Origin of the sequence: Hyunsoonleella aestuarii (genome assembly GCF_006148925.1) — a bacterium.
Lineage (GTDB): Bacteria > Bacteroidota > Bacteroidia > Flavobacteriales > Flavobacteriaceae > Algibacter_D > Algibacter_D aestuarii.
The window spans coordinates 165,690-190,822 of record NZ_VAWB01000001.1 but is presented as its reverse complement, the minus strand read 5'-3'; the positions used below and the strand labels follow the sequence as shown (position 1 = coordinate 190,822).

Annotated in this window: 25 protein-coding genes; 10 read left to right on the top strand and 15 right to left on the bottom strand. The window is 32.2% G+C overall.

The features are described from left to right. Window positions 1–26: 26 nt before the first annotated feature. The 7 genes from recN (at window position 27) to FEF17_RS00910 (ending at window position 7,520) form a co-directional block, all read left to right on the top strand. Window positions 27–1,679, top strand: a complete 1,653-nt coding sequence (gene recN, locus FEF17_RS00940) for a DNA repair protein RecN (protein ID WP_139000488.1) — start codon at window positions 27–29, stop codon at window positions 1,677–1,679. Window positions 1,680–1,734: 55 nt separating this feature from the next. Then, entirely contained in the window at window positions 1,735–2,550 is an 816-nt protein-coding gene (locus FEF17_RS00935) for an enoyl-ACP reductase FabI (protein ID WP_139000487.1), read from the top strand. A 64-nt stretch (window positions 2,551–2,614) separates the two neighbouring features. Next, window positions 2,615–3,622 carry a glycosyltransferase family 2 protein gene (locus tag FEF17_RS00930; RefSeq protein WP_139000486.1) on the top strand — a complete coding sequence of 336 codons (1,008 nt, stop codon included), beginning with the start codon at window positions 2,615–2,617 and terminating at the stop codon, window positions 3,620–3,622. 74 nt (window positions 3,623–3,696) lie between these two features. Further along, window positions 3,697–4,578 carry a CdaR family protein gene (locus tag FEF17_RS00925; RefSeq protein ID WP_246046766.1) on the top strand — a complete coding sequence of 294 codons (882 nt, stop codon included), beginning with the start codon at window positions 3,697–3,699 and terminating at the stop codon, window positions 4,576–4,578. Further along, window positions 4,575–5,162, top strand: coding sequence for a dephospho-CoA kinase (gene coaE / locus FEF17_RS00920; RefSeq protein ID WP_139000485.1), 588 nt, complete (start codon window positions 4,575–4,577; stop codon window positions 5,160–5,162). The genes FEF17_RS00925 and coaE overlap by 4 nt, the downstream gene beginning before the upstream one ends. A 111-nt stretch (window positions 5,163–5,273) precedes the next feature. Beyond that, window positions 5,274–6,812: a sensor histidine kinase gene (locus tag FEF17_RS00915; protein ID WP_139000484.1), complete on the top strand. Its 1,539-nt coding sequence runs from the start codon at window positions 5,274–5,276 to the stop codon at window positions 6,810–6,812. A gap of 3 nt (window positions 6,813–6,815) precedes the next feature. Then, window positions 6,816–7,520 carry a response regulator transcription factor gene (locus FEF17_RS00910; protein WP_139000483.1) on the top strand — a complete coding sequence of 235 codons (705 nt, stop codon included), beginning with the start codon at window positions 6,816–6,818 and terminating at the stop codon, window positions 7,518–7,520. Window positions 7,521–7,575: 55 nt separating this feature from the next. Here FEF17_RS00910 and FEF17_RS00905 read toward each other — a convergent pair whose 3' ends face one another. The 6 genes from FEF17_RS00905 to FEF17_RS00880 all read right to left on the bottom strand — a co-directional run bounded on the left by FEF17_RS00905 (window position 7,576) and on the right by FEF17_RS00880 (window position 13,680). Next, window positions 7,576–8,277 carry a fatty acid desaturase gene (locus tag FEF17_RS00905; RefSeq protein WP_139000482.1) on the bottom strand — a complete coding sequence of 234 codons (702 nt, stop codon included), beginning with the start codon at window positions 8,275–8,277 and terminating at the stop codon, window positions 7,576–7,578. A gap of 144 nt (window positions 8,278–8,421) precedes the next feature. Then, window positions 8,422–9,078, bottom strand: a complete 657-nt coding sequence (locus FEF17_RS00900; protein WP_139000481.1) for an alpha/beta hydrolase — start codon at window positions 9,076–9,078, stop codon at window positions 8,422–8,424. Window positions 9,079–9,083: 5 nt separating this feature from the next. Next, on the bottom strand, window positions 9,084–9,416 hold the full coding sequence (locus FEF17_RS00895) for a hypothetical protein (protein ID WP_139000480.1): 333 nt from the start codon (window positions 9,414–9,416) through the stop codon (window positions 9,084–9,086). Between the two features lie 5 nt (window positions 9,417–9,421). Beyond that, entirely contained in the window at window positions 9,422–10,675 is a 1,254-nt protein-coding gene (locus FEF17_RS00890; protein WP_139000479.1) for a dihydroorotase, read from the bottom strand. After that, complete coding sequence (locus FEF17_RS00885) at window positions 10,672–12,597, bottom strand: BatA domain-containing protein (RefSeq protein WP_139000478.1); 1,926 nt, start codon at window positions 12,595–12,597, stop codon at window positions 10,672–10,674. Before FEF17_RS00885 ends, FEF17_RS00890 begins: the two co-directional genes overlap by 4 nt. Window positions 12,598–12,672: 75 nt before the next feature. Further along, entirely contained in the window at window positions 12,673–13,680 is a 1,008-nt protein-coding gene (locus tag FEF17_RS00880; protein WP_139000477.1) for a glycosyltransferase family 2 protein, read from the bottom strand. Window positions 13,681–13,766: 86 nt separating this feature from the next. Here FEF17_RS00880 and FEF17_RS00875 point away from each other — a divergent pair, with 86 nt between their 5' ends. Further along, a complete protein-coding gene (locus tag FEF17_RS00875; RefSeq protein ID WP_139000476.1) occupies window positions 13,767–15,659 on the top strand; it encodes a M61 family metallopeptidase in 1,893 nt (630 codons plus the stop codon). A 57-nt stretch (window positions 15,660–15,716) separates the two neighbouring features. Here FEF17_RS00875 and FEF17_RS00870 read toward each other — a convergent pair whose 3' ends face one another. From FEF17_RS00870 to FEF17_RS00860, 3 genes are read right to left on the bottom strand one after another with little or no spacing between them, the layout of a single operon-like run. Then, window positions 15,717–17,204, bottom strand: a complete 1,488-nt coding sequence (locus FEF17_RS00870; protein WP_139000475.1) for a S10 family peptidase — start codon at window positions 17,202–17,204, stop codon at window positions 15,717–15,719. Between the two features lie 45 nt (window positions 17,205–17,249). Beyond that, entirely contained in the window at window positions 17,250–18,014 is a 765-nt protein-coding gene (locus tag FEF17_RS00865; RefSeq protein WP_139000474.1) for a TIGR02757 family protein, read from the bottom strand. A gap of 10 nt (window positions 18,015–18,024) precedes the next feature. Continuing rightward, window positions 18,025–18,690, bottom strand: coding sequence for an ABC transporter ATP-binding protein (locus tag FEF17_RS00860; protein ID WP_139000473.1), 666 nt, complete (start codon window positions 18,688–18,690; stop codon window positions 18,025–18,027). 122 nt (window positions 18,691–18,812) lie between these two features. On the opposite strand from FEF17_RS00860, the gene folE reads away from it, so the two are divergent. Together folE and FEF17_RS00850 are read left to right on the top strand one after the other, a co-directional pair. Beyond that, the gene (gene folE / locus FEF17_RS00855) at window positions 18,813–19,400 is read left to right on the top strand and encodes a GTP cyclohydrolase I FolE (RefSeq protein ID WP_139000472.1); all 588 of its coding nucleotides are present in this window, start codon (window positions 18,813–18,815) and stop codon (window positions 19,398–19,400) included. Window positions 19,401–19,440: 40 nt separating this feature from the next. Next, complete coding sequence (locus FEF17_RS00850; protein WP_139000471.1) at window positions 19,441–19,716, top strand: hypothetical protein; 276 nt, start codon at window positions 19,441–19,443, stop codon at window positions 19,714–19,716. Window positions 19,717–19,769: 53 nt separating this feature from the next. On the opposite strand, the gene FEF17_RS00845 is transcribed toward FEF17_RS00850, so the two are convergent. From FEF17_RS00845 to FEF17_RS00820, 6 genes are all read right to left on the bottom strand, one after another. Further along, window positions 19,770–22,031 carry a TonB-dependent receptor gene (locus FEF17_RS00845; protein ID WP_139000470.1) on the bottom strand — a complete coding sequence of 754 codons (2,262 nt, stop codon included), beginning with the start codon at window positions 22,029–22,031 and terminating at the stop codon, window positions 19,770–19,772. Between the two features lie 56 nt (window positions 22,032–22,087). Next, window positions 22,088–22,426 carry a hypothetical protein gene (locus tag FEF17_RS00840; RefSeq protein WP_139000469.1) on the bottom strand — a complete coding sequence of 113 codons (339 nt, stop codon included), beginning with the start codon at window positions 22,424–22,426 and terminating at the stop codon, window positions 22,088–22,090. After that, window positions 22,426–22,728: a DUF6787 family protein gene (locus FEF17_RS00835; protein ID WP_139000468.1), complete on the bottom strand. Its 303-nt coding sequence runs from the start codon at window positions 22,726–22,728 to the stop codon at window positions 22,426–22,428. Before FEF17_RS00835 ends, FEF17_RS00840 begins: the two co-directional genes overlap by 1 nt. A gap of 36 nt (window positions 22,729–22,764) precedes the next feature. Beyond that, entirely contained in the window at window positions 22,765–23,205 is a 441-nt protein-coding gene (locus FEF17_RS00830) for a DUF6146 family protein (RefSeq protein ID WP_139000467.1), read from the bottom strand. A gap of 209 nt (window positions 23,206–23,414) precedes the next feature. Continuing rightward, window positions 23,415–24,053: a DUF937 domain-containing protein gene (locus FEF17_RS00825; protein WP_139000466.1), complete on the bottom strand. Its 639-nt coding sequence runs from the start codon at window positions 24,051–24,053 to the stop codon at window positions 23,415–23,417. Between the two features lie 111 nt (window positions 24,054–24,164). Beyond that, window positions 24,165–25,115 carry a D-2-hydroxyacid dehydrogenase gene (locus FEF17_RS00820; RefSeq protein WP_139000465.1) on the bottom strand — a complete coding sequence of 317 codons (951 nt, stop codon included), beginning with the start codon at window positions 25,113–25,115 and terminating at the stop codon, window positions 24,165–24,167. Window positions 25,116–25,133: the final 18 nt, after the last annotated feature.

Below are 25,133 nucleotides of genomic sequence, written 5' to 3'. Positions count from 1 at the left end.
TTAATTTTCATCTAATTGTAATTATAGTGCTAACATCTTTATCTATAAAAAACTATGCTTTAATTGATAATCTACATGTAGATTTTAATAATGGTTTTTCTATTATTACAGGTGAAACTGGTGCAGGAAAATCAATATTACTAGGTGGTTTGTCACTAATATTAGGCAAACGGGCAGATTTAAGTTCTTTAAAAGATGATTCAAAAAAGTGCATCATAGAAGCAGTTTTTAATGTTTCCAATTATAATCTTAGGTCGATTTTTGAGGTCGAAGATTTAGACTATGATGAGCAAACTATAATTAGAAGAGAAATACTTCCATCCGGAAAGTCTAGAGCCTTTGTAAATGATTCGCCAGTTAATTTAAGTAATTTACAAGTTTTAGGTGAGAAACTTGTTGACATACATTCGCAGCATCAAACCTTGCAAATTATTAGTAACGATTTTCAATTTCAAGTAATTGATGCCCTAGCCAATAACCAAAAAGAACGAGATAATTATGCTTTAGAGCTAAGGCAATATAAGAAACTTAATAAGGAATTAAATGAGCTTCTTAGTTTTCAGTCTAATGCCATCAAAGAACACGATTACAATTCATTTTTGTTAAATGAATTAGTAGAAGCGAATTTAGTTGAAGGTGAGCATGAAATATTAGAACAGGAGTATGAAACTTTAAATAATATTGAAGATATAAAAGAACGCCTTGCAGAATCATACCATGTGTTAAGTGACGAGCAAGTTGGTATAATAACTAATCTTACCTTGCTTAAAAATAATTTTCAGAAGCTAAGTAGTATGTCTTCAAAATATGAAGAACTTCATAATAGGATTAATAGTAGTTTAATTGATTTGGATGATTTATTGAGTGAGATTGATGAATCACAGAATAATTTAGAGGCCGATCCACAGCGTTTGGATGAGGTGAATGCAAAATTACAGCTACTTAATAATTTAATGTTAAAGCATACATCTAGTTCGGTTTCAGAATTGATTTCAATTCGTGATTCGTTATCTGAAAAAGTATCAGTTACTGAAAATTTAGATGAAACCATAAAAGAAAAGCGCGAAGCTATTTCTGGAAAGCAGCAGATATTGGATGAAATATCTAAAGAAATCCATAACAAAAGATCGCTAGCCATTCCAAAGTTAAAAAGGGAATTAGAAGATATTTTAATCGAATTAGGTATGCCAAATGCCCAATTTAAAATTGAAATTAATCTAGGAGATGATTATTTTTCTAATGGCAAAGATGAATTAACGTTTTTGTTTACAGCAAACAAAGGGGGTAGTTTTAATGAATTAAAAAAAGCGGCCTCTGGAGGTGAATTGTCCAGGATAATGTTGGCTATTAAGTCAATTTTATCAAATTATATACAATTGCCAACCATAATGTTCGATGAGATAGATACAGGTGTATCAGGAGAAATTTCAAATAAAATGGGAGATATTATGTTGCAGATGAGCAAAACAATGCAAGTGTTCTCCATAACACACTTGCCTCAAATTGCAGCCAAGGGGCATTCGCATTTCAGAGTTTATAAAGAAGACATAGCTGGCGTCACTTCAACTAAGCTTTTAAAACTTAATCATGATGAGCGGGTTGTTGAAATTGCTCAAATGTTAGGAGGAATGAATATATCATCATCAGCAATGGCTCATGCCAAGGAATTGCTGAATTAATTGCTATCTTTGAGCCGTAATTAAACTAATAACTAATCAATATAAAGTACAGGATATGTATAACTTATTAAAAGGTAAAAAAGGAATTATTTTTGGGGCATTAGATTCAAATTCAATAGCTTGGAAAACTGCTGAGCGCGTGCATGACGAGGGCGGACAATTTGTGTTGACAAATGCACCAGTTGCCATGAGGATGGGACAAATAAATGAGTTGGCTGAAAAAACAGGTTCTCAAATTATAGGCGCCGATGCTACCTCTTTAGAAGATTTACAAAATCTAATTGATCAATCTATGGAGATTCTTGGTGGTAAATTAGATTTTGTATTGCACTCTATAGGTATGTCAATTAATGTTAGAAAAGGCAAACATTATACAGACCAAAATTACGATTGGACTCAAAAGGGTACTGATGTGTCTGCGATGTCTTTTCATAAACTAATGCAAACATTGTACAAATCTGATGCTATGAACGAATGGGGAAGCATAGTCGCTTTAACCTATATGGCAGCACAACGCGTATTTCCAGATTATAACGATATGGCCGATAATAAAGCGTATTTAGAAAGTATAGCCCGAAGCTTTGGTTATTTCTTTGGGAGAGATAAAAAAGTACGGGTGAATACAATTTCTCAATCTCCAACACCAACAACTGCTGGTAGTGGCGTTAAGGGATTTGATGGCTTTATTGCATACGCAGAAAAAATGTCTCCACTTGGGAATGCTACAGCAATGGATTGTGCTAATTATACCGTGTCATTGTTTAGTGATTTAACGAAGCGTGTTACTTTACAGAATTTATTTAATGATGGTGGATTTAGTAATATGGGAGTGAGTGATGCCGTAATGAGTACCTTTGTTGGTGAGGAATAATCATAAAAATATATATTGAAAAAAGCCACCTTTAAAACGGTGGCTTTTTTGTTACATTTGTTATATGCAGTTAGATTTTTCTTTTATCATTCCAGTATATAATCGTCCGAACGAAATAAAGGAGCTGTTGCATAGTTTTTGTGCTTTGGATACATCCACAGCTTTTGAGGTTGTAATAGTAGAAGATGGCTCCAGCATATCATCTCAAGAGGTTGTGGAAGACTTCAATGAAAAACTAAATATCTCATATTATTTCAAGGAAAATTCGGGTCCTGGAGATTCAAGAAACTATGGGATGAGAAAAGCTAAAGGCAATTATTTTATAATTTTAGATTCCGATTGCATTTTACCAGAAAATTATTTATACGAAGTAGAGAAAAGTTTAAAAGTAGGTTATGTCGATTGCTTTGGAGGACCTGATGCAGCACATGAATCATTCACTAATTTACAAAAGGCAATAAATTTTTCTATGACTTCTATAATTTCCACTGGAGGAATTAGAGGGAGTGAAAAAGGCGTTGATAGATTTCAGCCAAGAAGCTTCAATATGGGAATTTCAAAAAAAGCTTTTATAGCATCAAATGGATTTGGTCGAATTCACCCAGGAGAGGATCCCGATTTATCTATTAGACTTTGGGATTTGGGGTTTGAGACTAAATTAATTCCTAATGCTTACGTGTATCATAAAAGAAGAATTTCATGGAAAAAATTCTATAATCAGGTACATAAATTTGGATTGGTACGCCCCATTTTAAATAACTGGCATCCAGCAACTAAAAAAATAACCTATTGGTTTCCAACAGTGTTTGTTTTAGCCTTAATGTGTTCAATCGGGTTATGGTTTTTTGGTTATAAATGGTTTCTTATTGTTTATGCGTTTTATTTTCTCTTTGCATTTATTTTAGCCATGATTTCAACTAAAAGTATTGCTGTTTCAATACTTGCACTTGTCTCAATTTCTATTCAATTTTTTGGTTATGGTTTAGGGTTCTTAAAATCTTGGCTAATATTAAATATTTTTAAAAGAAGTCCGGAAAACTATTTTCCTACTTTGTTTTTTAAACACATATGATAAGTAGATTGAGAAAACAAATATTGTCCTTGATAGAAAGCAGAAAGATTAATGTTTTTTTACTTTTTCTGCTAATGTCTTTTTCAATTTTAATGTTTACTAAGTTGTCAAAGAATTATACCAATACCTTAGCTTTTAAAATTGAAAAAATAAATGTACCAGAAGAAAAGGTGATTTTAAATAATTCAGATTCAATTGTGAATGTGACATTAAAGACACATGGTTTTAAATGGTTTAAATATTATCTGGGCAGACCTACACTAACTGTTGATTTCTCCAAAGATGTAGCAGAAAATAATGCTGTTTTTATTTGTGATAATTCAAATTTAGAATTCATTGCGAATAGAGCTTTGACAAATCAGGTGGAGTTAATTAAGGTGAGTCCAAAACGATTAGAGTTTAATTTTGATGTTAATCTGGTAAAAAAGGTGCCAGTAGTTCTAAAATCTAACATTATATTTACCCAAGGCTTCAATATTTCAGAATCTTATAAATTACAACCAGATTCTATTAAAGTAATTGGCCCTCATTCAATAGCAAAAAAGATTGAATATGTTGAAACGGAAGCTGTTAATTTAGAAGATGTAAAAACAAACATTAATAGAAAAGTCAGTTTAAAGAAATTAGACAATGAGCTTAAACTTTCAACTCAGTCAATAACTTTAACTGCTGAAGTTGAAAAATTTACAGAAGGTACTTTAAAAATACCTGTTACTATTTCTAATGTGCCAGAAGGCATATCACTAAAATATTTTCCTAAAGAGGTTAATATTTCTTTTTATACAAGTCTTGCAAGATTTAATCAGGTAAAGGCAAAAGATTTTAGGGTGGTTTGCGATTATAGTAAGGTCACGGAAAACCAATCATTTTTTATTCCCGAACTTGTAAAGCGATCAACACTTGTTAAAACTGCAAAGTTGAACCAGCAGCGCATAGAATTTATAATTTTAGAATGACAATTATTGGATTAACAGGAGGTATAGGAAGTGGTAAAACCACAGTGGCCAAAATTTTTAAATCGTTGGGTGTTCCTGTTTATATAGCAGACAAAGAGGCTAAAAAGCTTATGCGAAGATCCAAGGTCATTAAGCGGGAATTAGTGGAATTGTTTGGGGATAATGCTTACGTAAATGGTAAATTGAACAAGCCTTTTATCGCAAAAATAATATTTAATGATAAGGCATATCTGGAAGAGATGAATGCCATAGTACATCCTAAAGTGGCTAAACATTTCAATAAATGGCTACTCAAGCAAAAGGCATCTTATGTTATAAAGGAAGTTGCTATACTGTTTGAAAATGGCGGTCATAAAAATTGTGATTTGGTCATTACTGTAACTGCTCCAAAAGCTATTAAAATGGAACGACTTTTAAAACGTGATGACACGACAATAGAAAAAATTCAGGCCATTATGGACAACCAATGGAGCGATGCTAAAAAGATTGAATTATCAGATTATGTTATAGAAAACATAGATATAGATAATACTATTTCACAGGTGGAAAAATTACACTATAGTATACTTGACAGACTTAACTAATTACAATTTTAACATTTTTGTTAATGTAAGGTTAAATGATAAGTTCCCTAAATGTTAAAATGTTAATTTTGAATGATGAGCAAGAGAATTTTTATCCTATTGGTTCTTTTAATGAGTTTATCACTTATAGGTATCATTTTCGTGCAGGCTTATTATATTAAAGATGCCGTGAATAATGAAAAGGAGCGGTTTACTTTCAACGTAAAAAAGTCTTTAACTTATGTTTCTAATCAGATTGAAAAAGATGAATTAGCAACATATTTTAAAAAGTACCAAACATTGGTTAATGAAAAGAAGGAAGCAGATTCGGTTTCTGTAGCTCAACTTTTTATTTATCAGCAAAATAATGATACGAAGCAAACACTTATTTATAAAAGTGGAGTTTTAGAAGAGAACTATAAATTATCTTCCTCGCTCTTTGACATTGGTTTAGATAGTATTAATATAAAGAATATCATCGGTAGTTCTAACACCGAAATTTATAATAATGTGGAGTTTTCTGAGAAGGACTTAGATAAAGCCCCTATAGTAAATATTATAAATAACGGAAGTTTGAATGAAGCTCAAAAATTAAGTTTTGAGAGGGATTTTAAAGCTATTTCAAAAAGAACACCTGTACATAAGAGGGTTTCAACAGAAGAGATAGATTTCTTACTTTCAAAAAAATTGAAAGAAAATGATATAGATATAGATTTTGAGTTTGCTATTTATGGTAACGACCTGGCGACAAAGGTACATAGCGAAGATTTTGAATACGACAAAGCTTCAACTTTTAGTGTACCTATGTTTTATGATGAAAATAACATTAGTAATTATAAGTTGCTTGTTAATTTTCCCGAGGACAGTAAATTTATATTATCATCTATATTAGGGATGATTTTATTATCGGTTATTTTTACATCAATTATTGTAATAGCATATTCTAGTGCGCTGTTTCAGTTAATAAAGCAAAGAAAAATATCACAAATTAAAACCGACTTTATTAATAATATGACGCATGAATTTAAAACGCCTATAGCTACGATTAATCTGGCTTTGGATGCTATAAAAAATCCAAAAATTATTGATGATAAGGATAAGGTAGTGCGATATCTTAATATGATAAAAGATGAAAATAAACGAATGCATGCTCAGGTAGAAAATGTATTAAGGATATCTAAACTAGAAAAGAACGAATTAAATATTAGTAAGGATAGAGTTAAATTACACGACTTAATCCTTGATGCTATAACACATGTTGAACTTATTGTTGAAGATAGACAGGGTTACATAAAAACGTTTTTAAACGCAAGTAAATCTTCAATATTGGCTAATGAAACTCACTTTACAAATGTGATAGTAAATATTTTAGATAATGCAATAAAATATTCTCCAGATGCGCCTAAAATAGAGGTGTCAACAGAAAATATTGGAACTAATATTTTATTAAAGATAAAAGATTACGGTAGCGGGATGAGTAAAGCTGCTTCTAAGCGTGTGTTCGAAAAATTTTATAGAGAGCATACTGGAAATATACATAACGTAAAGGGGCATGGATTAGGATTAGCTTATGTAAAACGAATTGTAGATGACCATCAAGGCTATGTGTCTGTGGAAAGTGAAAAAGATAAAGGAAGTACTTTTACCATAAAGCTTCCAATAATAACATAAAAAATGGAAGAAATAAACAAGAAAATTTTACTAGTTGAGGATGATCCAAATTTTGGAACAGTTCTTAAAGACTATCTAATGATGAACGATTACGATGTGGTTCATGCGAAAAATGGAATGGAAGGTTTCGAGAAATTTAAAAAAGATGATTTTGATTTATGTATACTCGATGTAATGATGCCATATAAAGATGGATTTACATTAGCAAAAGAAATACGTGAAAAAAATACGGATGTACCTATTGTGTTCTTAACTGCTAAGGCCATGAAAGAAGATGTGTTAAAAGGTTATAAAGTAGGAGCAGATGATTATTTAAATAAGCCTTTTGATAGTGAAGTCTTACTCATGAAGATTAAGGCAATCATACAAAGAAAGGCTACTGAAACGATTTCTGATAGTAAGCAGTTTGAGTTCAAAATAGGCGGTTTCGATTTGAATTCTAAACTTCGCTTTTTACGTTTCAAAGGAGGGGATCCAATCAAATTATCGCCAAAAGAGAATGAGTTACTTCGTTTACTTGCGCTTCATGAAAACGATTTAATGCCGCGCGAACTTGCATTAACAAAAATTTGGCGAGATGATAATTACTTTACATCTCGTAGTATGGATGTTTATATAGCTAAACTTCGAAAATATCTTAAACTAGATGAAAAAGTAGAAATACTTAATATTCATGGTGAAGGTTTTAGATTAGTAATAAACCAATAAAAAAAAGCAGCTTTTTTAGCTGCTTTTTTCATGAATTACTAAGAGAGTTGTTGGATTACTTAATTTGCCATAATCTCCACCAAGGTGTTCCAGGTGAGTCATGATGTTCATAATGATATCCAAAAAAATAGCAACTTATAAATGCCAGAATGTGATTTTTTTTAAGAGAACCTGAATTGTGTTTATTCTTATGTTTATCGTGTCCCCCTTTATGAGGTATGTAGGTGCCAAAATAAAATAACTGAAAAGTAGAAAGTATTCCTGGTAAAATCCAAAACAGTATTAAATTTTCTAAAGGGAATATTAATCGTAATAGTTGTAAGCTTAAAGTCATAAGGATTAGTTGCTTTACCGTGACATATTTTTTTATGAATTCCCAATACCATAACGATAAATTACCAGATTCATGATAGTCTGGGTCCTCTTCTGTAGCAACAAACCTATGGTGTTCATGATGTTTTTTTAGAAGTCTGTCATAAAAGTTAAAAGCGAATAATAATGATGTAATCCAACCTATAAACGCATTAATTGTTTTGTTTTTCGAAACACTTCCATGCATCGCATCATGCGCTGTAATAAAAAGTCCAGTATATAGATGAGTTTGCCATAAAATAGCTATGTAAACCAAAGGCATGGTATAGCTAATGTTCCAATCTAACAGAAAATATAGACTAATAAACCATAGAAAAATCAATAAAATACTTATTATTGTTCCTGTAGGGTCTATATGCTTGTATAGCGCTTTGTTGGAGTTCATGATTAGTTTGTTTATTTTGTTTAACAAATATAGTAAAAAATTAAACAAAATAAAATTTAATCTATCAGTTGCAATCTTTTTCGATAAAAAGAAATAGAGAATATCTTGAGGACTGATTTATTGTGATATTAAAAGGGAATTCTGCTATATTCTTTTGCTAAGCCAATCTTTGAATTCGTAAAAATTTTGGGGTGCTACACCGTGGCCTACGGGAAATTCAGAATAGTGATGCTTAATATTTAAGCTTTTAAGAAAGTTTGGCGTTTGTCTTGCCCAATCCACTGGAATTACTTGGTCAACACTACCATGAGAACAATAAAAATCTAAATGCTGGTAGTCTTCTTTACTTTTATTTTTAGGTAATATATCGTGGTTTACATAACCGCTAAGAGCCACAATATTTTTAACTTTATTAGGATAAGAGAGTGCTACAGCATAACTTAAGATACTTCCTTGACTAAAACCCAACAAAGTGACATTATCTTTGTTTACCGGATAATTGGCCGTAACTTCATCTATAAACGTTGATATTAAATCGCAAGACATTTTGGCTTGTTTGTTATCGTTCCATTTGCGCTGTTCAGCATCAAAGTTTATTGCATACCAAGCATTCCCATAAGGTTGCATCGGGTATGGTGCTCTAGCTGAAATAATAAATAGTTCTTCTGGTAATTCACTAGCAAAGGAGAATAAATCATTTTCATCACTACCATAACCATGAAGCATGATTAAAAGTGGTGCGTTTTCAGAAAGGCTTGACGCTCTATTTATATGATATAAGGAAAGATTATTACTATGCATACAAGTTATCTACCTATTCCAGAAAACCATTTTTGGAATTGTTCACCTAGCAAAGGAACAGTTTGGACTTTGCCTCCAATAGCACCTATTAAACCGTATATGAAAAGTACGCTAAAAAAGATGTAGAAGCCAGAACTTACACTCCAACTATCAAAAGCGCTTGCAACAAAACCTAATAAATGAAACATAAGCCATAACCCAATAGATTGCCTTATGTGAAAACTAGTAAAGGGATTTTTCTTATCGTTATTCATAAAATAGGCAATAATAATTCCTATAATTGCCAGATAACTTACAATAGCTAGACCTTTGCCTTCAGCTATATCTTGGTTTGTCATAATGCTTAGTTTATTATAACTTTATTATTTGAAATAATACCATAGACCTTACCTTTTAAAGTAACCCCTTCAAATATGGCATTTTTAGATCTCGACTGTATATTTTCTCTTGTAAAGGTATATTTAGTTTCAGGATTGAAAAGTGATATATCAGCCTTGTTTCCTATATTAATCGATGTGTTTTCAACTCCAAATCGGGATTTTCCTTTAGTTAGTAAATCAATGGTCTTTTTTGTTGTAAAAATATTTTGCAAAGCACCAAATGCACTTTCTAAACCTATACTACCATAATCGGCATGATCAAATTCTATTTTTTTGAATTCAATATCAATAGGATTATGGTCACTAGTAACTATATCGATAGTGCCATCTTTTAGGCCTGCAACTAATGCATCAGTATCCTCCTTTGTTCTTAAAGGTGGTAGTACTTTATAATTTGTATTGAAATCTGCGAGGACATCATCAGTGAAGTACAGATTATGAATGGCAACACTACAGCTCACGTCAAGCTTTTTCTTTTTAGCTTCTCTTATTAATTCAACTGATTTTGCTGTAGATATAGTAGGAATATGTAATTTACCACCAGTATATTCCAATAAAAATAAATCCCTTGTAACTTGCAACTCTTCAGCTAAAGCTGGGTTTCCTTTTAGCCCAAGTTTGGTGCTAGTAATATGCTCATTAACAACGCCTTTTCCAGAAATTTTATTTTCTTGAGGAAAGGAACAAACCAATCCTCTAAAACTACTTGCGTATTGCAAGGCAATTTTCATGAGATTAGGATTTGTAATGGGTTTTTTATAATCATAAAATGCTACTGCCCCAGCATTCGACATGTCATATAGCTCAGCTAAGTCTGTTCCAGAGCTTGTTTTTGTAAGTGCACCAATAGGAAGCAAATTAACTGCATTTTTTGCGGCTTTAGAATTTACAAAAGCCACATCTGCATTGGTGTCAATAACTGGATTGGTGTTGGCATTCATGGCAACCGTTGTAAAACCAGACTTGGCAGCTGCTTTCAGACCATTTTCAATAGTTTCACGTTCTTCATAGCCCGGTTCACCAAAACACACAGAGCTATCAAACCATCCTTGTGAAACATGCAGATTCTCTAAACGTAATTCTTTATAATTCCTGGGATTGTTGAGATTATTGCCAATTTGAGTAATCGTACCATTTTCAATTAATAAGTCTTGTGTTGTATTATGAAACTCACTACTTGAATCTATTATGGTAGCAGATTTTATAAGTATGTTCATTTAAAATATTTTAAGATGAGCATTTCAATAATCAATAACGCTAGCGCAAAAATAACAAACCATTTCCACAAGGCATTAATTTTTGTATCACTTTTTATTGTGTTGAATACATCTGTGATAGAATTATCAATTGAAATATTTTCAATTTGGGATAAGTCTCGATAAACTAATCTGCTCTCATGCCTCTTATAATTATAACTTACATGCATTATAGAATTATCTTTATTGTTAACTGAATAAATGCCAGAAACGTCTGGTGTTTCAGAAGTTTTAACTACTATCTTATTACTAAACTGTTGTTGTAATGGTAGAAGGTTAATGTCATTATTTACCAAAGTTAATATTTCATCTTGTTGCAAATCTGTTATAACATCAAAACTATTAGTATTGCCAATAGAGAAATACAATTGTGGCTTTTTAAGACTAAATTTTCCAACGTTGAAAAGAGTAGGGACAATTAAAGGAGAGCTTTTAAAATTTGAGTTCTCTTCATTAAGTGGCGCTGAAAAAACAAAAGCATTTGAATTTTGACTTAAAAAAGGAGCTCCATTTTCGTATTGCAAAATAGATGAAGAATTATTTGAAACTAGGGCGAAATGATTATTTACTTTTGGGTATTGAAAATTACTCACCTGTTTTTCGAATACGCCATTACTGTATAAAGGATGAGAATAATTTATAGTTGTAATGCGCTTTTCTATATTTAGATAGTCATTTATAACCATATTATAATTAGACAACAAAGTGTTGTATGATTGCTGCGAAATATTAGAAGAAGGAACTACTACTATCACACCACCGTCATTTGTAAAGGATTTTAAAGCCGAAGCTAAAGCACTTGGGATATTATCTAATTCATTTAAGATAATTAAACTTTGATTGCTTATATCGTTATAGCTTAAGTTATTTATATTGGCTGAAGCATATTTGAAATCATTATCTGTAAATATGCGTTTTAAGAACATATCGTCCGCTTGATTTATTGCAAGAACATTTGTTTTTTCTGGTTTGTTGATGTTAAAAAAAAGTTTATCGTCAAAGGTCAAATTAGCATCATCTATTGTAATTTTTCCAAGTATAACAGTATTAATTGGTAAGGAAAAAGTCGCGCTTCCAGTTTTGTCTACGGAGATGCTAGTTTTGGCTATTAAATTGTTATTGTTGAATAAAGAAATAGGAATATTGTCTTGATAAGCGCCATTGTTTCTTAATGTTACTGTTAGTTCTATTGCAGCAGCTGAAGAAGTCGATATGTATGCACTATCAATAGAAATATTATTAGTGTTAACTGGTTCAAGTTTCACTAAATGTAAATTATTTAATGAGTCATTTACTTCTATGAAATCGAATTCATCTTCCTGAAAATCAGATATAAATACAATGTTATTTTTAATGGTTTGATTCTTGCTGAGTAGGGTTTTGCATTTTAATAAAGCTGATCGCGCCGATAACTCGTTTGCACTATAATTTAATTGAAGTAACTCGTTTTTTATTGCTTTTATGGTCGTTTGTTTAAATACCTTATCATTAGTAACAATTGACATATCTTCGTCTTCAGGAACACTAACAATAATGTCTTGAATAGCACGCTTAAAAAGTTCTCCTTTGTTACCCTTTGCTTGCATACTAAAGGAATTGTCTAAGTAAATTACCGTTTCAATTTTCTGATTTAATGTTTCAGATTTTGAAGTAAAAGGCTGCGCAAAGGCTAAAATTATGGCAGCAAAAAGCAATAATCGTGTGAATAAAATCAACCATTTTTTTATTTGGGAACTTTTTCTGGTTTGTAAAGTAGCCTCTTTTAAAAAGGCAACATTTGTGAATGTAACTTTTTTAAATTTTCTAAGTTGAAAAAGATGAACAATAATTGGGATGAGCAGTAAAAAAAGAGTGTAAAGAAGTTCGGGGTGTTTAAACTGCATGGTATAATTAGATTGTTCAAACCTACATAATTTTTTTCATTTTTTTAATAAAACATTAAAATGAAAACGAAGTAATTAACAAAAGAAAATATAATCTACCGTGGGTTTTAAATGTAAAATATTCATATAGTTTATGATACTTTTTTGTGCCTTTTTATTAGCAACAGTAATTATACTCTGGGCATTTTTAATGGTTTTGAGTTTACTAAATGGTTCAAGTGTTACCCCATAAATATCTCGACCTATTTTATTGGGATTATCACAGATCCAACGAAAGGTTATGTTTTTTTCTACCAAAGTCTTAGCAGTTATTTTTCCCTTTTTTCCAGCCCCCCATATTACAAGCGTTTTATTTTCATTATAATCAATAGCAATGAAATTATTAATCTTCAAATTAATGAAATGATTTTCGGCATAGTTAGAATCTGTTCTGGATGATCTTGTTGGGTAATCACGCCAAAAATGAATAACCTTATTACAAGGAATACATTTGTATTTATGTTTATAAAAGCGAAATGTTAAATCGTAATCTTCGGGGTATATGTTTGGATTAAACGCATCACTGGCAACTAAATCTTCGCGATGAATCATCCAGCATGGTGATGGTATAACACATTCTTTGTAAACTTCAGAATAGTTATGCCCTGTTTCTGTTAATTTATTAAGCCATGTCTCATAGCTTTTATATCCGTCACCAATACCTGCTTTAGAAAAATAACGCACTTGTCCCACCGCAATATGCTGCTTGCCATATTTAGACAGATTGTTAACTAGAACATCTAGTTTTTTTGGGTGCATTATGTCATCACTATCCATTCTTGTTATCAAGCTCCCGTTAGAATTTTTAAATGCTAGTCTTAAGGCATCAATAATGCCTTTTCCATTGTTAATTAGAAGTTTAATTCTTTGGTCTTGCTTAGCAAAATTTTCAACTAGATTGTAACTTCCATCTGAAGAATTATCATCTACAATCAATAATTCCCAATTAGTATAAGTTTGGTTAATAATCGAATTAAGGCATTCTTCCAAAAACAGTTCTGTATCCTTAAATGGTGTTAATATACTTACAAGAGGCTTAGGCATGCTGCGAATTTAACATAACCTTATGAAAATAAGGTGTTACATAATCTTATTTTTGGCGTCAGCTTAGAAAATATTAAATACACTTTATGAATACTAGAATATTTGGTGCCTTTTTAATAGGTGCTTTACTTACCAGTTGTAGTTCTACAAAAAATTCAGCCAACGATTTAGCAATCAGCAATCCTATTGAAAGCGCTATCCATTTAGATAAGGTTTCAGATGATAAGGCTCCTGTTGAAATTAATCCAGGGCGATTTACTACAGAAACAGTGACTTACAGATTGCCAAAAGTAATACAAGGAACTTATGCTGTGAGCAGTTTTGGAAGGTATATAGATGATTTTAAGGCTTTTGATTACGAGGGTAATGAAATGCCAGCAACCAAGATTGATGATAATTCTTGGACTATAAATAATGCTAAAAAGCTGGACAAAATCACCTACCTAGTAAATGATACTTACGATATTGAAATAAATGGAGGTATTGGTAAAGATGTACCTTTTTCTCCAGGAGGAACTAATATAGAACCAGAGAACTATGTATTAAATTTACATGGATTCATAGGTTATTTCGACTCGTTAAAAAACAATCAGTACAAATTAGATGTAACTGGTTCTGCTGATTATATACGTACTTCGGCATTACAAAATGTTTCTTCAAAAGTAAGTGAAGATGGAAAAACAATAACAACTTCATATTTTGCTAATAGGTATTTTGAAATTACCGATAATCCTATGATGTTTGGTAACCTTGATGTTGAAGAATTTCAAGTTGGCAACATAAAAATAGTATTAAGCGTTTATTCGCCTAATAACGTGCATTCAGCTAAATCTTTAAAGGAAACTTTCTTTAAAATGATGCAAGCCCAAAAGACATATATGGGAGATATAGATAGTACGCCACGATATGATATTTATGTGTATTTATCTGAAGGTAAAGAAGATTCTCCTAAAGGGTTTGGTGCCTTAGAGCATCATACATCTACTGTAGTAGTTATGCCTGAAGCGGCTCCAGCAGACGCTATGGCTCAAAGTATGATTGACATTGTATCACATGAATTTTTTCACATCGTAACACCATTAAGTGTCCATTCTGAAGATGTACATTATTTTGATTATAACAATCCTACGTTTTCAAAGCATTTATGGATGTACGAAGGTGTTACCGAGTATTTCGCAACCTTGTTTCAAGTTAATCAAGGACTTGTTGAAGAATCTGAATTTTATAATAAGATAATGGGCAAAATTCAGGCAGCCGCAAAAATGAACGATGCCATGAGTTTTACCATAATGAGTGAAAATGTTCTTAAGCAACCTTATAAAGATCAATACTTAAATGTCTATCAAAAAGGGGCTTTAATAGGAATGTGTGTTGATATTTTAATGCGCGAATCTAGTGATGGAAATAGAGGGATTTTATCTCTTATGAAAGAACTTTCTAATAAATATGGAAAGAACAAGCCGTTTGAAGACGATAAGTTAATTGATGAAATTGTAGAGATGACTTATCCTTCCTTAAGAGATTTTTTTGATAACCATGTCATAGGAGATATACCAATTAATTATAATGATTTCTTTAATAAAGTTGGATTAGAAATTGGAGAAGGAAAAGTAGAAACAAACTATATTCTAATGGATGGCGCGCCTATTATTAGTGGTGATGGACAAAAAGGAACAATCTTTTTTACCGAAAAGGTTTTAGAAAATAGTTTTTGGGCAGAACAAGGTGTAAAACCGAATGATGTGATAAAAAAAATAGACGGATCAGATTTAACTCTAGCAAATGCCAACGAATTACTTCAACAAGTTTTTTTATGGCAACCAGGTAAAGAGGTAGAAGTTGTTTTAGAACGGGATGGAGAAGAAGTTCTAATAAAAACGACAACAACAAAAACGTATACCAATGGAAAAGGTATCATGGAAAAGGCAGATGCTACAGATTCTCAAAAAGCCTTACGTGAAGCTTGGTTAAGAGGGTAACTGAAATTTTATAAAACAGATAAAAGCCACACTTGTTTTTAAACAAGAGTGGCTTTTTTAGTATTTAGCAGATTTTCCCTTGCTTAAAGATTCATTAATAAAAGTTCTTAAATCTTCATTGGCAGAAATTAAATCTTCGTTCCTTAAGTACATCATATGACCACTTCTATAGCCTTTAAAAGTAAAACGATCTTTCATTTTACCACTGGGGTCAATTTGCCACATGGTATATTTAGCTGCAAAATATGTAGTAGCACCGTCATAGTATCCAGATTGAATTAATACTTTTAAATAAGGGTTTTGTGCCATGGCTTGCCGCAAGCCTTCACGTGTGTTATCGTTTCTTCTATCCCAAGGCTCTTGACTAACCAAAACATTATACTTTACATCTGTCTTAAAATTTAGATGCATTCTTATATAGTAATTAATAGCTGGTGTAAAAGAATGATACCATGAAGTTAATTCTGCTGAATAGTCGGGATTATTACCAGATTCTCTTTTATCAATTCCTAAATATCTAGAATCTAATCGGCCAATTATATGGCCAGACTTATCCCTAAGTAACTCTTTCCAGAAAAAACTTGTAGGAATGTCTAAATTATTCTGAAGAATAGCTTTTTCACTTAATCCAGAATAGTAAGACACTTTTTTAGCTATTTTTTGTTTTTCACTTTCAGCAATAAAGCCTCCTTTGGCTAGAGCAGGCATGAAGGTGTTGATTGCATAATTCTCAACTTCAGGCAAAACTTCTAATAAATCCTTTTTTTGCAAAGCAGAAGGAAGCGCTTTTTGATACCATGCTGCTGCCGTATAGTAAGGTAAGTTTAATGAAGAGTAAACAGTTTGACCTGTGTTATATAATTTATAATCGGCTGGAGATACCAAAATCACTCCGTTTAAGTACATCCATTGTTTGTTCTGTAATTCATTGGCTAAGCCCATAACACGTGTCCCGCCATAACTTTCTCCAATGATATATTTAGGCGATTCCCATCTGTTTTTTCTAGAAACAAAAGTGTTAATCCATTCAGCTAAATATTTAATATCTGCATTAATACCAAAAAAGGTTTCTCTTTCTGGGAGTTTACCCTCTTTATCTTTAACCATCCTTGAGTAACCCGTATTCACAGGATTAACGTAGACAATATCTGCAACATCAAGAATTGAATTTGGATTATTTTTTATACCATATGGTTGTACAGGATAACCTTCTTCATCTATCTTTAAAATTCTTGGACCTGTATAAGCTATATGCATCCAGACAGATGCCGAACCTGGACCTCCATTGAAAGAAATAATCAATGGTCTATTGGCTCTATCTTTAACATTATTACGCTCGTAATATGTGTAAAATAAAGTGGCAATTGGCACTCCTTTTTTATCCCAGACAGGTTGTGTTCCTGTAGTTGCTGAATATGAAATACTAACTCCCTTAATGATTGTATTATGATTAGTAACAACCATAGTGTCTAAAGGAATCATTAAATTTTGAGAAGTGATAATGAAGGTAACAAAAGAAAATATAAAAACTAAATAATATTTCATAAAGTGCTTATTACGATTGATTGTTTAAATATAAAGAAAACAAACTTAAAACCCTTCAAAAACGCCAAGGCCAAATAGCGCATAGTCGTATTTAACAGGGTCCAAAGGGTCTAGATTTCTAAGATTAATATCCAGTTCTTTAAGAGCTTTCGCATCATTCTGTTTTCTTTTTAGTAATCCTAGTTTTCTGGCAACATTACCTGAATGTACATCCAATGGGCATGATAACTGGGAAGGGGATATGCTCTTCCAAATTCCAAAGTCAACACCCGCATTGTCATTTCGTATAAACCATCTCAGCATCATATTCAACCTTTTGGCTGCTGAATTTTTTAGTGGGTCGCTAACATGTTTTTGAGTTCTAGTAACATGTTCAATTTCAAAGAAAATTCGTTTGAATTCTGAAATAGATTTTTGAAGTGAATCTTTTTCTACAAATTTTGAAAATACAGCTTCAAGACCATTATGATTTTCATAAATATTTCTCAAACACTTAATAAACTGAATACAATCATCACCATTAAAAGTTCGATGAACAAAAGATTTTAGTTTTTCTAAATCGGTTTCCTTGTGATTTAATACAAAATCATATGGAGCATTATCAAGCAGGAGCATAAGTCGATTTGCATTATTAATAATACTTTTGCGATTCCCCCAAGAAATAGTGGCAGTTAAAAACCCAGAAATTTCAATGTCCTCTTTTTTAGTAAATGTATGCGGGATTTGAATGGGGTCACTTTCAATAAATTTAGGATTGTTATACTGTGAAACCTTGAGATCGAGAAATTCTTTGAGATCTTTTTGATTCAAAATAAAAAAATTACTCGTTTACTATTTTTCCATCTACCATCACCAATTTTCTATCAGCCATATTTGCTAAATCTTCATTGTGGGTAACAATCACAAAAGTTTGCCCAAATTCATCTCGGAGCTTAAAAAACAAGCTGTGAAGATTTTCGGCTGATGCACTATCTAAATTGCCAGAAGGTTCATCTGCAAAAATTAAATCTGGATTATTTATTAGTGCTCTAGCTACTGCCACCCGCTGTTGTTCCCCACCAGATAATTCATTGGGTTTATGTTCGTGGCGATGAGATAACCCCAGAAAATCTAAAAGCTCCTTAGCACGTTTTTCAGCTTCATTTTTTTTTGTGCCTTTTATGAAAGCAGGTAAGCAAACATTTTCTAATGCGGTAAATTCTGGTAGTAATTGGTGAAATTGAAATATAAAACCGATGTGCTCATTCCTAAATTTGGCAAGAGCCTTATCATTTAACGATTTTATTTCTGTCTTATTTATGATTAAGCTATAATCTTCTTTTTTTGAAGCTTTATCTAAAGTGCCTAGTATCTGCAATAGTGTAGTTTTTCCTGCACCTGAAGCTCCTACAATTGAAACGACTTCGCCTTTTTTTACGTGTATATCTACGCCTTTAAGTACTTGTAAATCATCAAAATATTTATGTATGTTTTTTGCTTCAATCATGTCATGAAAATATTGATGGTGAATTTACTATTTTCTGTTGTGACCTACAATTAAGAAACCTTTTTATTGGAAAGTCGACTTTTAACTTTATATTTATTCAAAAGGAAGAAATTAAATACGTTATGCCATATAAGAATTTGGAAGAATACAATATTGAAGTAACAAAGGATATTAAGGAACGCTATAAAAATATTATTGAAGATTTAGGTGAAGATACTAGCCGTGACGGTTTAATAAAAACCCCAGAACGTGCTGCCAAAGCTATGCAGTTTTTAACCCAAGGTTATGATCAAGATCCAGTTGAAATTTTAACGGGTGCTATGTTTAAAGAGTCTTATAATGAAATGGTAATTGTTAAAGACATAGAATTATATTCACTTTGTGAACATCATATTTTACCATTTTTTGGAAAAGTACATATCGCATACATTCCTAATGGATATATAGTTGGGTTGAGCAAGCTCCCTAGAATTGTAGATGTTTTTGCAAGACGTTTACAAGTGCAAGAACGATTGACTGAGCAAATTTTGGATTGTATAAATAATACACTTAAACCACAAGGTGTAGCAGTAGTTATTGAAGCGTCTCATATGTGTATGATGATGCGCGGTGTTCAAAAACAAAATTCCATCACAACCACTTCTGGTTTTCGAGGACAGTTTGAAAAAATTGAAACCAGAAACGAATTTTTAAAATTAATAGGGAAGTAATATTGGCACATTTCTTGTTCTTATTTCATCAAAAGTTTAAATGAATAAATATAAAATATTAGCCTTAGGGTTACTTTTTGATACCATAGGCTATATCTCTTTTATTATTCCTGGAATTGGTGAATTTTCAGATATTGTTTGGGCGCCGCTTTCAGGATGGATAATGACTAAATTATATAAAGGAAAGCCCGGTAATATAGCAGGTGTTATTTCTTTTATTGAAGAAGTGATGCCTGGTTTAGATGTTATTCCAACCTTTACCTTAATGTGGCTTTATACTTATGTTTTCAGTGGTAAAAAAAATAAGGTTGCCTAAGAAGTACTTTTCTTAGTGCTTTATGGTTAACTTTTTAGACAACCTTTTTCTTCTTATAAATTATAAGTAATCCCTATACTTATATTTCTACCCATATTAAATATACCATCCGGTTTTAGTCGTGACAAATGATTAATATAAGTCTCATTCGTTAAGTTAGTAGCTGAAACATACATATTCAATTCGTTTTTAAATAAGGATATACTTCCACCAAAACCAATGCTTAAAAGATTGAAGCTGTCGGTTGGGGTTTCAAAAGCACTTACATTATCTTGGTTAAATGTGGAACGTAATCTAACAAACGCATAGCCTTTCTTAAACCAATTGGTGTTAAACTCAGCTCTTAAAGTATTGGTCAATGAGTTTGCTGGAATTAAAGGTAAATAATCATGGTTATCTTGTTTGCCAGTCACTGTCTCAAAACTAGATTCTAGATGCAACCAATCCAGAGGATGGGGGTGTAAATGAAATCCAAATTCTCCACCATACAGTTTAGCATCGTCTTGCAAATAAAGAAAAACAGGGTCTTCGTCTATAAATTCGCCGTTAGGACTTAAATAAATATAATTGTTGATGATGTTATAAAATCCGTTCGCAAAAATTTCGATATGCTCGTTTTTGTATTCAAGAGCAACATCTGTTTGGAAGTTTTGTTCACTTTTTAAATCGGCATTACCAATCTCATAACGATTGGTTCCTTCGTGTGAGCCATCTGAAGCTAACTCAGCTAAATTTGGGCCACGAAATCCAGAAGCAAGATTTACTCGTGCAATAATATTATTACCAAGGTTAGTCTTTACCCCTAAGGCTCCATTAAAGCTGTTAAAACTTCTGTTAAGTCCAGATGCTATATCTATGCTACGATTGTCAAATCTTGCACCTAACTGAATGTCGGCGTTTTCAAAATGAATATGTGACGTTGCTAAGATTCCAATGTCATTAGTTACTGCATCTGGAATGAGCTGCTCTTCCCCATAGTTAGTGTTGGATTGCGTCATACCTTGGACACCTAAAATGGTTTCAAATTTCCCTAATTCAGGAAGATGATATTTTACATCATAATTCAATGTTTTTAGTTTCATATGTAGCGCTGCTTCTAGAACTTCGTCATCATCGTGTTCTTCGTCATGCTCTTCATCTTCGTCATGCATATCATCATCATCATCATCATCATGGTCTTCTTCATCATGGTGATGGTGGTCTTCAAATTCTTTCCTATCATTATAAATTAAACCTATATTAATATCCAATTTCGAATCTTTGAAGAACACAGTAGATTTTGAACTTAAAATATGATTGGTAATGTCTTGATAGGGAAGTAGAGGAGCTTTATTGGTAGATTGCTCGCCTAGTTCTTCTGGAATCCCAAGTTTTGATAGATTAAGGTTATAACGTAATTCAGTTTTAAAATTGGTGATTTGATAGCCTAAGCCTACTTTTATGTCCTGTTCTCTAAATCTTGTATTGGTTACTCGGTAGCTGTCTGTATTATAATCGGAGTGCTCGCTGGTACTTCCTCTAAACAAAAATTTAAAGTTTTCAGTAGATTTTTGAACGCCAATATTGCTATTATAACCTTTCGTGTTTGTAAAATAATTGAATGATGCATCTGCAGTTGCTGTGTTTTTATTAGCAAATTTCTCTGGATTTAGATATAACACACCGCCAAGAGCATCGCTTCCATACAACAGAGAAGCTGGGCCTTTTATGACCTCTACACTTTCAAGACCGTTAGAACTTAAACCTAGGCCATGTTCGTCACCATATTGCTGGTTTTCTAAACGAACACCTTGTGTATAAACTAAAACACGATTGCTACTTAAACCTCGGATTACAGGTTTACCTATACCTAAGCCTGTTGTAACACTTTCTACTCCGGCAAAATTTGTAATACCATCGGCTAAATTTATTGCACCTTGAGAATTTAAGTTAGCAATAGATTCCTGTTCGACTTTCATCACGTTTTCACTCTGTAATTTATGAAAAGGTGTTGAAATGATAACACCTTCAATTTCAATTGCTGAAGGTGATAATTCAATACTAATAGCATCAGAATAAGGAATTTGAAATGATAAGGATTTTGTTTCAAAACCAAGAACCGATACAATCATTTTATAGTTGCCTTCTGGTAAACCACTGAAGTTGAACGTACCTAATTCATCTGTAGCCCCTCCAAGCTCTAATTCGGGAAAATATACATGAGCACCAAAAATGGGTTGATTAGTTTCTTTATTTTTAATTTCTCCTTGTAAAAAATTTTGTGAAAATAATGGAAGTACTGCCAATAATAGCAATACATTAATTAATGATTTCATAATGGGATTTTATTAATTTAATTTAAAAGTTGTTAGATTATATCTAACATTTAATTCTATATTAAATTAACTTGAGGAGGGCCACGGAGCGAAAAATGTAAACGTTGGTAATCACTTAGAAATAAATATTGAGATACTATTTCTTTATATTCTTCTTGAAGGACTAAAAAGTCTGTATTGCCTTTCGAAATGGTAAAATTTTTGTTTAGCTGAAATTTATAGAATTCACAGTCTAAATCTACTTCGTGAAAATGTGTTGTTTCATCACCATTACATACTTTATGTTCATGGTGTGAGAAGGTATGTACAAACTTATCGACAGATGGAGCAAATAAAGCTAATACTATTATAAGGGCTAAAAACTTAAAAGCGATATGTTGTCTAAGTACTTGCATTAATCTAGAAATCGTTTAAAGCCAATTCTTCGGAGCATTTTCTTTTCGAAATTCCAAAAAAACTTGTATTGCCCAAATATCCAGCCAAAAAACACGAGAAGAAATTGATAAACAATAAATAGTAATAGAATTCTAATGACCCAATAGCTAATACTACCAAGTGTTTCTGAAGAAATATTGATAAAATTTAAAATAGGCTTACCAATATATGAAGCGGTAGAGCCTGTAACGGCAAAAACAACTAGAATAACTACAATTTGCCAATTGTTATCAATACCCCAACGTTCCTTCAGTTTGTTCACTTTTCAATTTTGAAAGCAAAAATAACTAAAATTGATTTAAATTCTGGGAAGAAAAGGCCCTAATCTTTGATTATAGGTTAGCTGAAAATATATAAAATAGTTATAAAGCAGGTAATTAACTTCGTAACCGTAATCTATATTTTGTTGATAATCAATTTGAAGTTCATAAAGATTAGGATTAAATCTTTGAGGTTGAAGTACACGTTGGTTCCATTCTATGACTAACAATTGATTTCTATTTTCCAAAAACTGTTGCGAATAGTACCCTCTGGGTCTTGCGCTACTTTGCAACCAGAAGTTAAATCCAGGCTCAATAATAATAATCTCATACTCTAACTCTTCGTTAGCGATAGTAACTGTGTCATTTTGCTTAATACGGTTAGGGTGTTCTTCTTTTTTATTTACGGTTGTTTTTGGGCTATTACAATTAAACATGAATATACCAACAATAAGCGCTAGGTAGTATAAGTTTTTCATAGTCTAAAATTTTTATTACGTCTCGATATTATCTTAAGCATACTTCATTTAAAATTTAGAATGAGTTAAAACTTGATTTTAATGCGGGATAGATATGCTTTTGACTAAAGTTACAAAAAATCATTCCTCAGTGTTGTCCTATATAGTTTATTTAACAAAAAAGCCGAACAATAAGTTCGGCTTTTTTTACCGTTTATTAACTTGACTAGTTATTTACCACCAAATAATCCGCCAAGTAAACCTCCTAGGCCACCTTTCTTTTTATTTCCGCCTAAAACCATACCAGCCACATCATCGATTACACTTCCGTCTCCATCTGCGTCTAATATAGATTCTAAAAAGCTTTGCTCTTGTTGAGGAGAGTTTCCTTTTAATAAGCCTCCTAGCAAGCCTTCTAATCCACTTGGACTACTTACGTTTTGTTGTCTTGTTTGTTTTCCAAGAACACCCAATAGAATAGGAGCAGCAACTTTAAGTATTTGAGCCACAGAACCTGCATCCATTCCAGCTTTAGCACCTAAGGTATTTTGAACGTTTTGCTGTTTATTTCCAAGGACATGCCCTAAAATTTTTCCACCATCATCCAATACATTTGAGTCGACACCGCCACTAAATAAACCACCTAGATTATCTAAAATACTTCCATCGTGTTTGCTATTAAGTGCTCCTAGTAAACCTTCTGCACCTTGAGGTGTTGAAGCATTTCGTTTCATGGCTTGCATTAATACTGGCAATGCCATGGTTAAAACATCTTGTGTTTTATTTTGAGGCTGTTTGGTTTGACCCGCAACACCACTTATTATGGTTTTTCCTAAGTCGCTGTTTAATAAATCTAAAATTCCTGACATAATTGTTTTTAATTTTAAAGAGGTTAAATAAAGGGGTAAATAAGGTACAAAAAAAGTCCTAACGTCAATAGTTAGGACTCAATTATAACTAAAAAGTCACATTTTAATTTTTTATCCCAAAATACTAATAATTTGAGAGGCTAATTCCGTACCAATTCTATCTTGTGCTTCATTAGTTGCAGCTCCAGTATGAGGTGTTAACGATAATGAAGCATTCATTAGTAATTGAATTTCAGGTTTTGGCTCTTTTTCAAAAACATCTAAAGCGGCTCTAGCAACTTTACCGCTTTCTATGGCATTCACTAATGCAACTTCATTAACAACACCACCTCGTGCAGCATTTGCTAAAATAACACCATCTTTCATCATGTTAAATTCTGCTTCATCAATAACATATTCCTTTTGAGCAGGAACGTGAAGGGTAATAAAATCTGATTGCTTTAAAACCTCTTCTTTGGAGATGGTTTCAATATCGAAGCTTAATGTCTGACCATCAAAAAAGTCTAATTCTAAATTAGCTTTTTCCAAAAATGGATCAAATGCAACTACCTTCATACCAGCACCAAGAGCCACTTTTGCTGTGGCCTGACCAATTCGGCCAAAACCTAAAACACCTAAAGTTTTCCCTTTTAGTTCGGTTCCTTTAGCGTAAGCTTTCTTTAGACCTTTAAAATTACTGTCTCCTTCTAAAGGCATTTCTCTATTCGAGCTATGTAAAAAACGCGCTAAACCATATAAATGACCAAACACTAATTCTGCTACAGAGTGAGAAGATGCAGCCGGTGTATTAATAACGCTTAAACCTTTTTCACGTGCGTACTCAACATCAATATTATCCATGCCAACGCCGCCACGCCCGATGATTTTTAACCCTGGACAAGCATCAATTAAATCTTTACGAACAGTTGTTGCACTTCTTACCAAAAGAACTGCAATATCTTTTTCATTGATGTAGTTTATTAATTGTTCTTGTGCTACGGTTGTTGTAATTACTTCGTAACCTCCTTTTTCTAAAGCATCAATACCGCTTTGAGAAATTCCATCGTTTGCTAATACTTTCATTTTATTTTTGTTTGTCAT

Excerpts from the sequence above, each read along its gene's own strand:
- FEF17_RS00915 (WP_139000484.1), top strand. The coding sequence starts at position 5,274 with ATGAGTTTATCACTTATAGGTATCATTTTCGTGCAGGCTTATTATATT.
- FEF17_RS00925 (WP_246046766.1), top strand. The coding sequence starts at position 3,697 with ATGTCTTTTTCAATTTTAATGTTTACTAAGTTGTCAAAGAATTATACC.
- coaE (WP_139000485.1), top strand. The coding sequence starts at position 4,575 with ATGACAATTATTGGATTAACAGGAGGTATAGGAAGTGGTAAAACCACA.
- FEF17_RS00930 (WP_139000486.1), top strand. The coding sequence starts at position 2,615 with ATGCAGTTAGATTTTTCTTTTATCATTCCAGTATATAATCGTCCGAAC.
- FEF17_RS00840 (WP_139000469.1), bottom strand. The coding sequence starts at position 22,426 with ATGCAAGTACTTAGACAACATATCGCTTTTAAGTTTTTAGCCCTTATA.
- FEF17_RS00825 (WP_139000466.1), bottom strand. The coding sequence starts at position 24,053 with ATGTCAGGAATTTTAGATTTATTAAACAGCGACTTAGGAAAAACCATA.
- FEF17_RS00860 (WP_139000473.1), bottom strand. The coding sequence starts at position 18,690 with ATGATTGAAGCAAAAAACATACATAAATATTTTGATGATTTACAAGTA.
- FEF17_RS00880 (WP_139000477.1), bottom strand. The coding sequence starts at position 13,680 with ATGCCTAAGCCTCTTGTAAGTATATTAACACCATTTAAGGATACAGAA.
- FEF17_RS00875 (WP_139000476.1), top strand. The coding sequence starts at position 13,767 with ATGAATACTAGAATATTTGGTGCCTTTTTAATAGGTGCTTTACTTACC.
- FEF17_RS00820 (WP_139000465.1), bottom strand. The coding sequence starts at position 25,115 with ATGAAAGTATTAGCAAACGATGGAATTTCTCAAAGCGGTATTGATGCT.
- FEF17_RS00910 (WP_139000483.1), top strand. The coding sequence starts at position 6,816 with ATGGAAGAAATAAACAAGAAAATTTTACTAGTTGAGGATGATCCAAAT.
- FEF17_RS00845 (WP_139000470.1), bottom strand. The coding sequence starts at position 22,031 with ATGAAATCATTAATTAATGTATTGCTATTATTGGCAGTACTTCCATTA.
- FEF17_RS00900 (WP_139000481.1), bottom strand. The coding sequence starts at position 9,078 with ATGCATAGTAATAATCTTTCCTTATATCATATAAATAGAGCGTCAAGC.
- folE (WP_139000472.1), top strand. The coding sequence starts at position 18,813 with ATGCCATATAAGAATTTGGAAGAATACAATATTGAAGTAACAAAGGAT.
- FEF17_RS00830 (WP_139000467.1), bottom strand. The coding sequence starts at position 23,205 with ATGAAAAACTTATACTACCTAGCGCTTATTGTTGGTATATTCATGTTT.
- FEF17_RS00890 (WP_139000479.1), bottom strand. The coding sequence starts at position 10,675 with ATGAACATACTTATAAAATCTGCTACCATAATAGATTCAAGTAGTGAG.
- FEF17_RS00935 (WP_139000487.1), top strand. The coding sequence starts at position 1,735 with ATGTATAACTTATTAAAAGGTAAAAAAGGAATTATTTTTGGGGCATTA.
- FEF17_RS00885 (WP_139000478.1), bottom strand. The coding sequence starts at position 12,597 with ATGCAGTTTAAACACCCCGAACTTCTTTACACTCTTTTTTTACTGCTC.
- FEF17_RS00850 (WP_139000471.1), top strand. The coding sequence starts at position 19,441 with ATGAATAAATATAAAATATTAGCCTTAGGGTTACTTTTTGATACCATA.
- FEF17_RS00895 (WP_139000480.1), bottom strand. The coding sequence starts at position 9,416 with ATGACAAACCAAGATATAGCTGAAGGCAAAGGTCTAGCTATTGTAAGT.
- FEF17_RS00905 (WP_139000482.1), bottom strand. The coding sequence starts at position 8,277 with ATGAACTCCAACAAAGCGCTATACAAGCATATAGACCCTACAGGAACA.
- FEF17_RS00870 (WP_139000475.1), bottom strand. The coding sequence starts at position 17,204 with ATGAAATATTATTTAGTTTTTATATTTTCTTTTGTTACCTTCATTATC.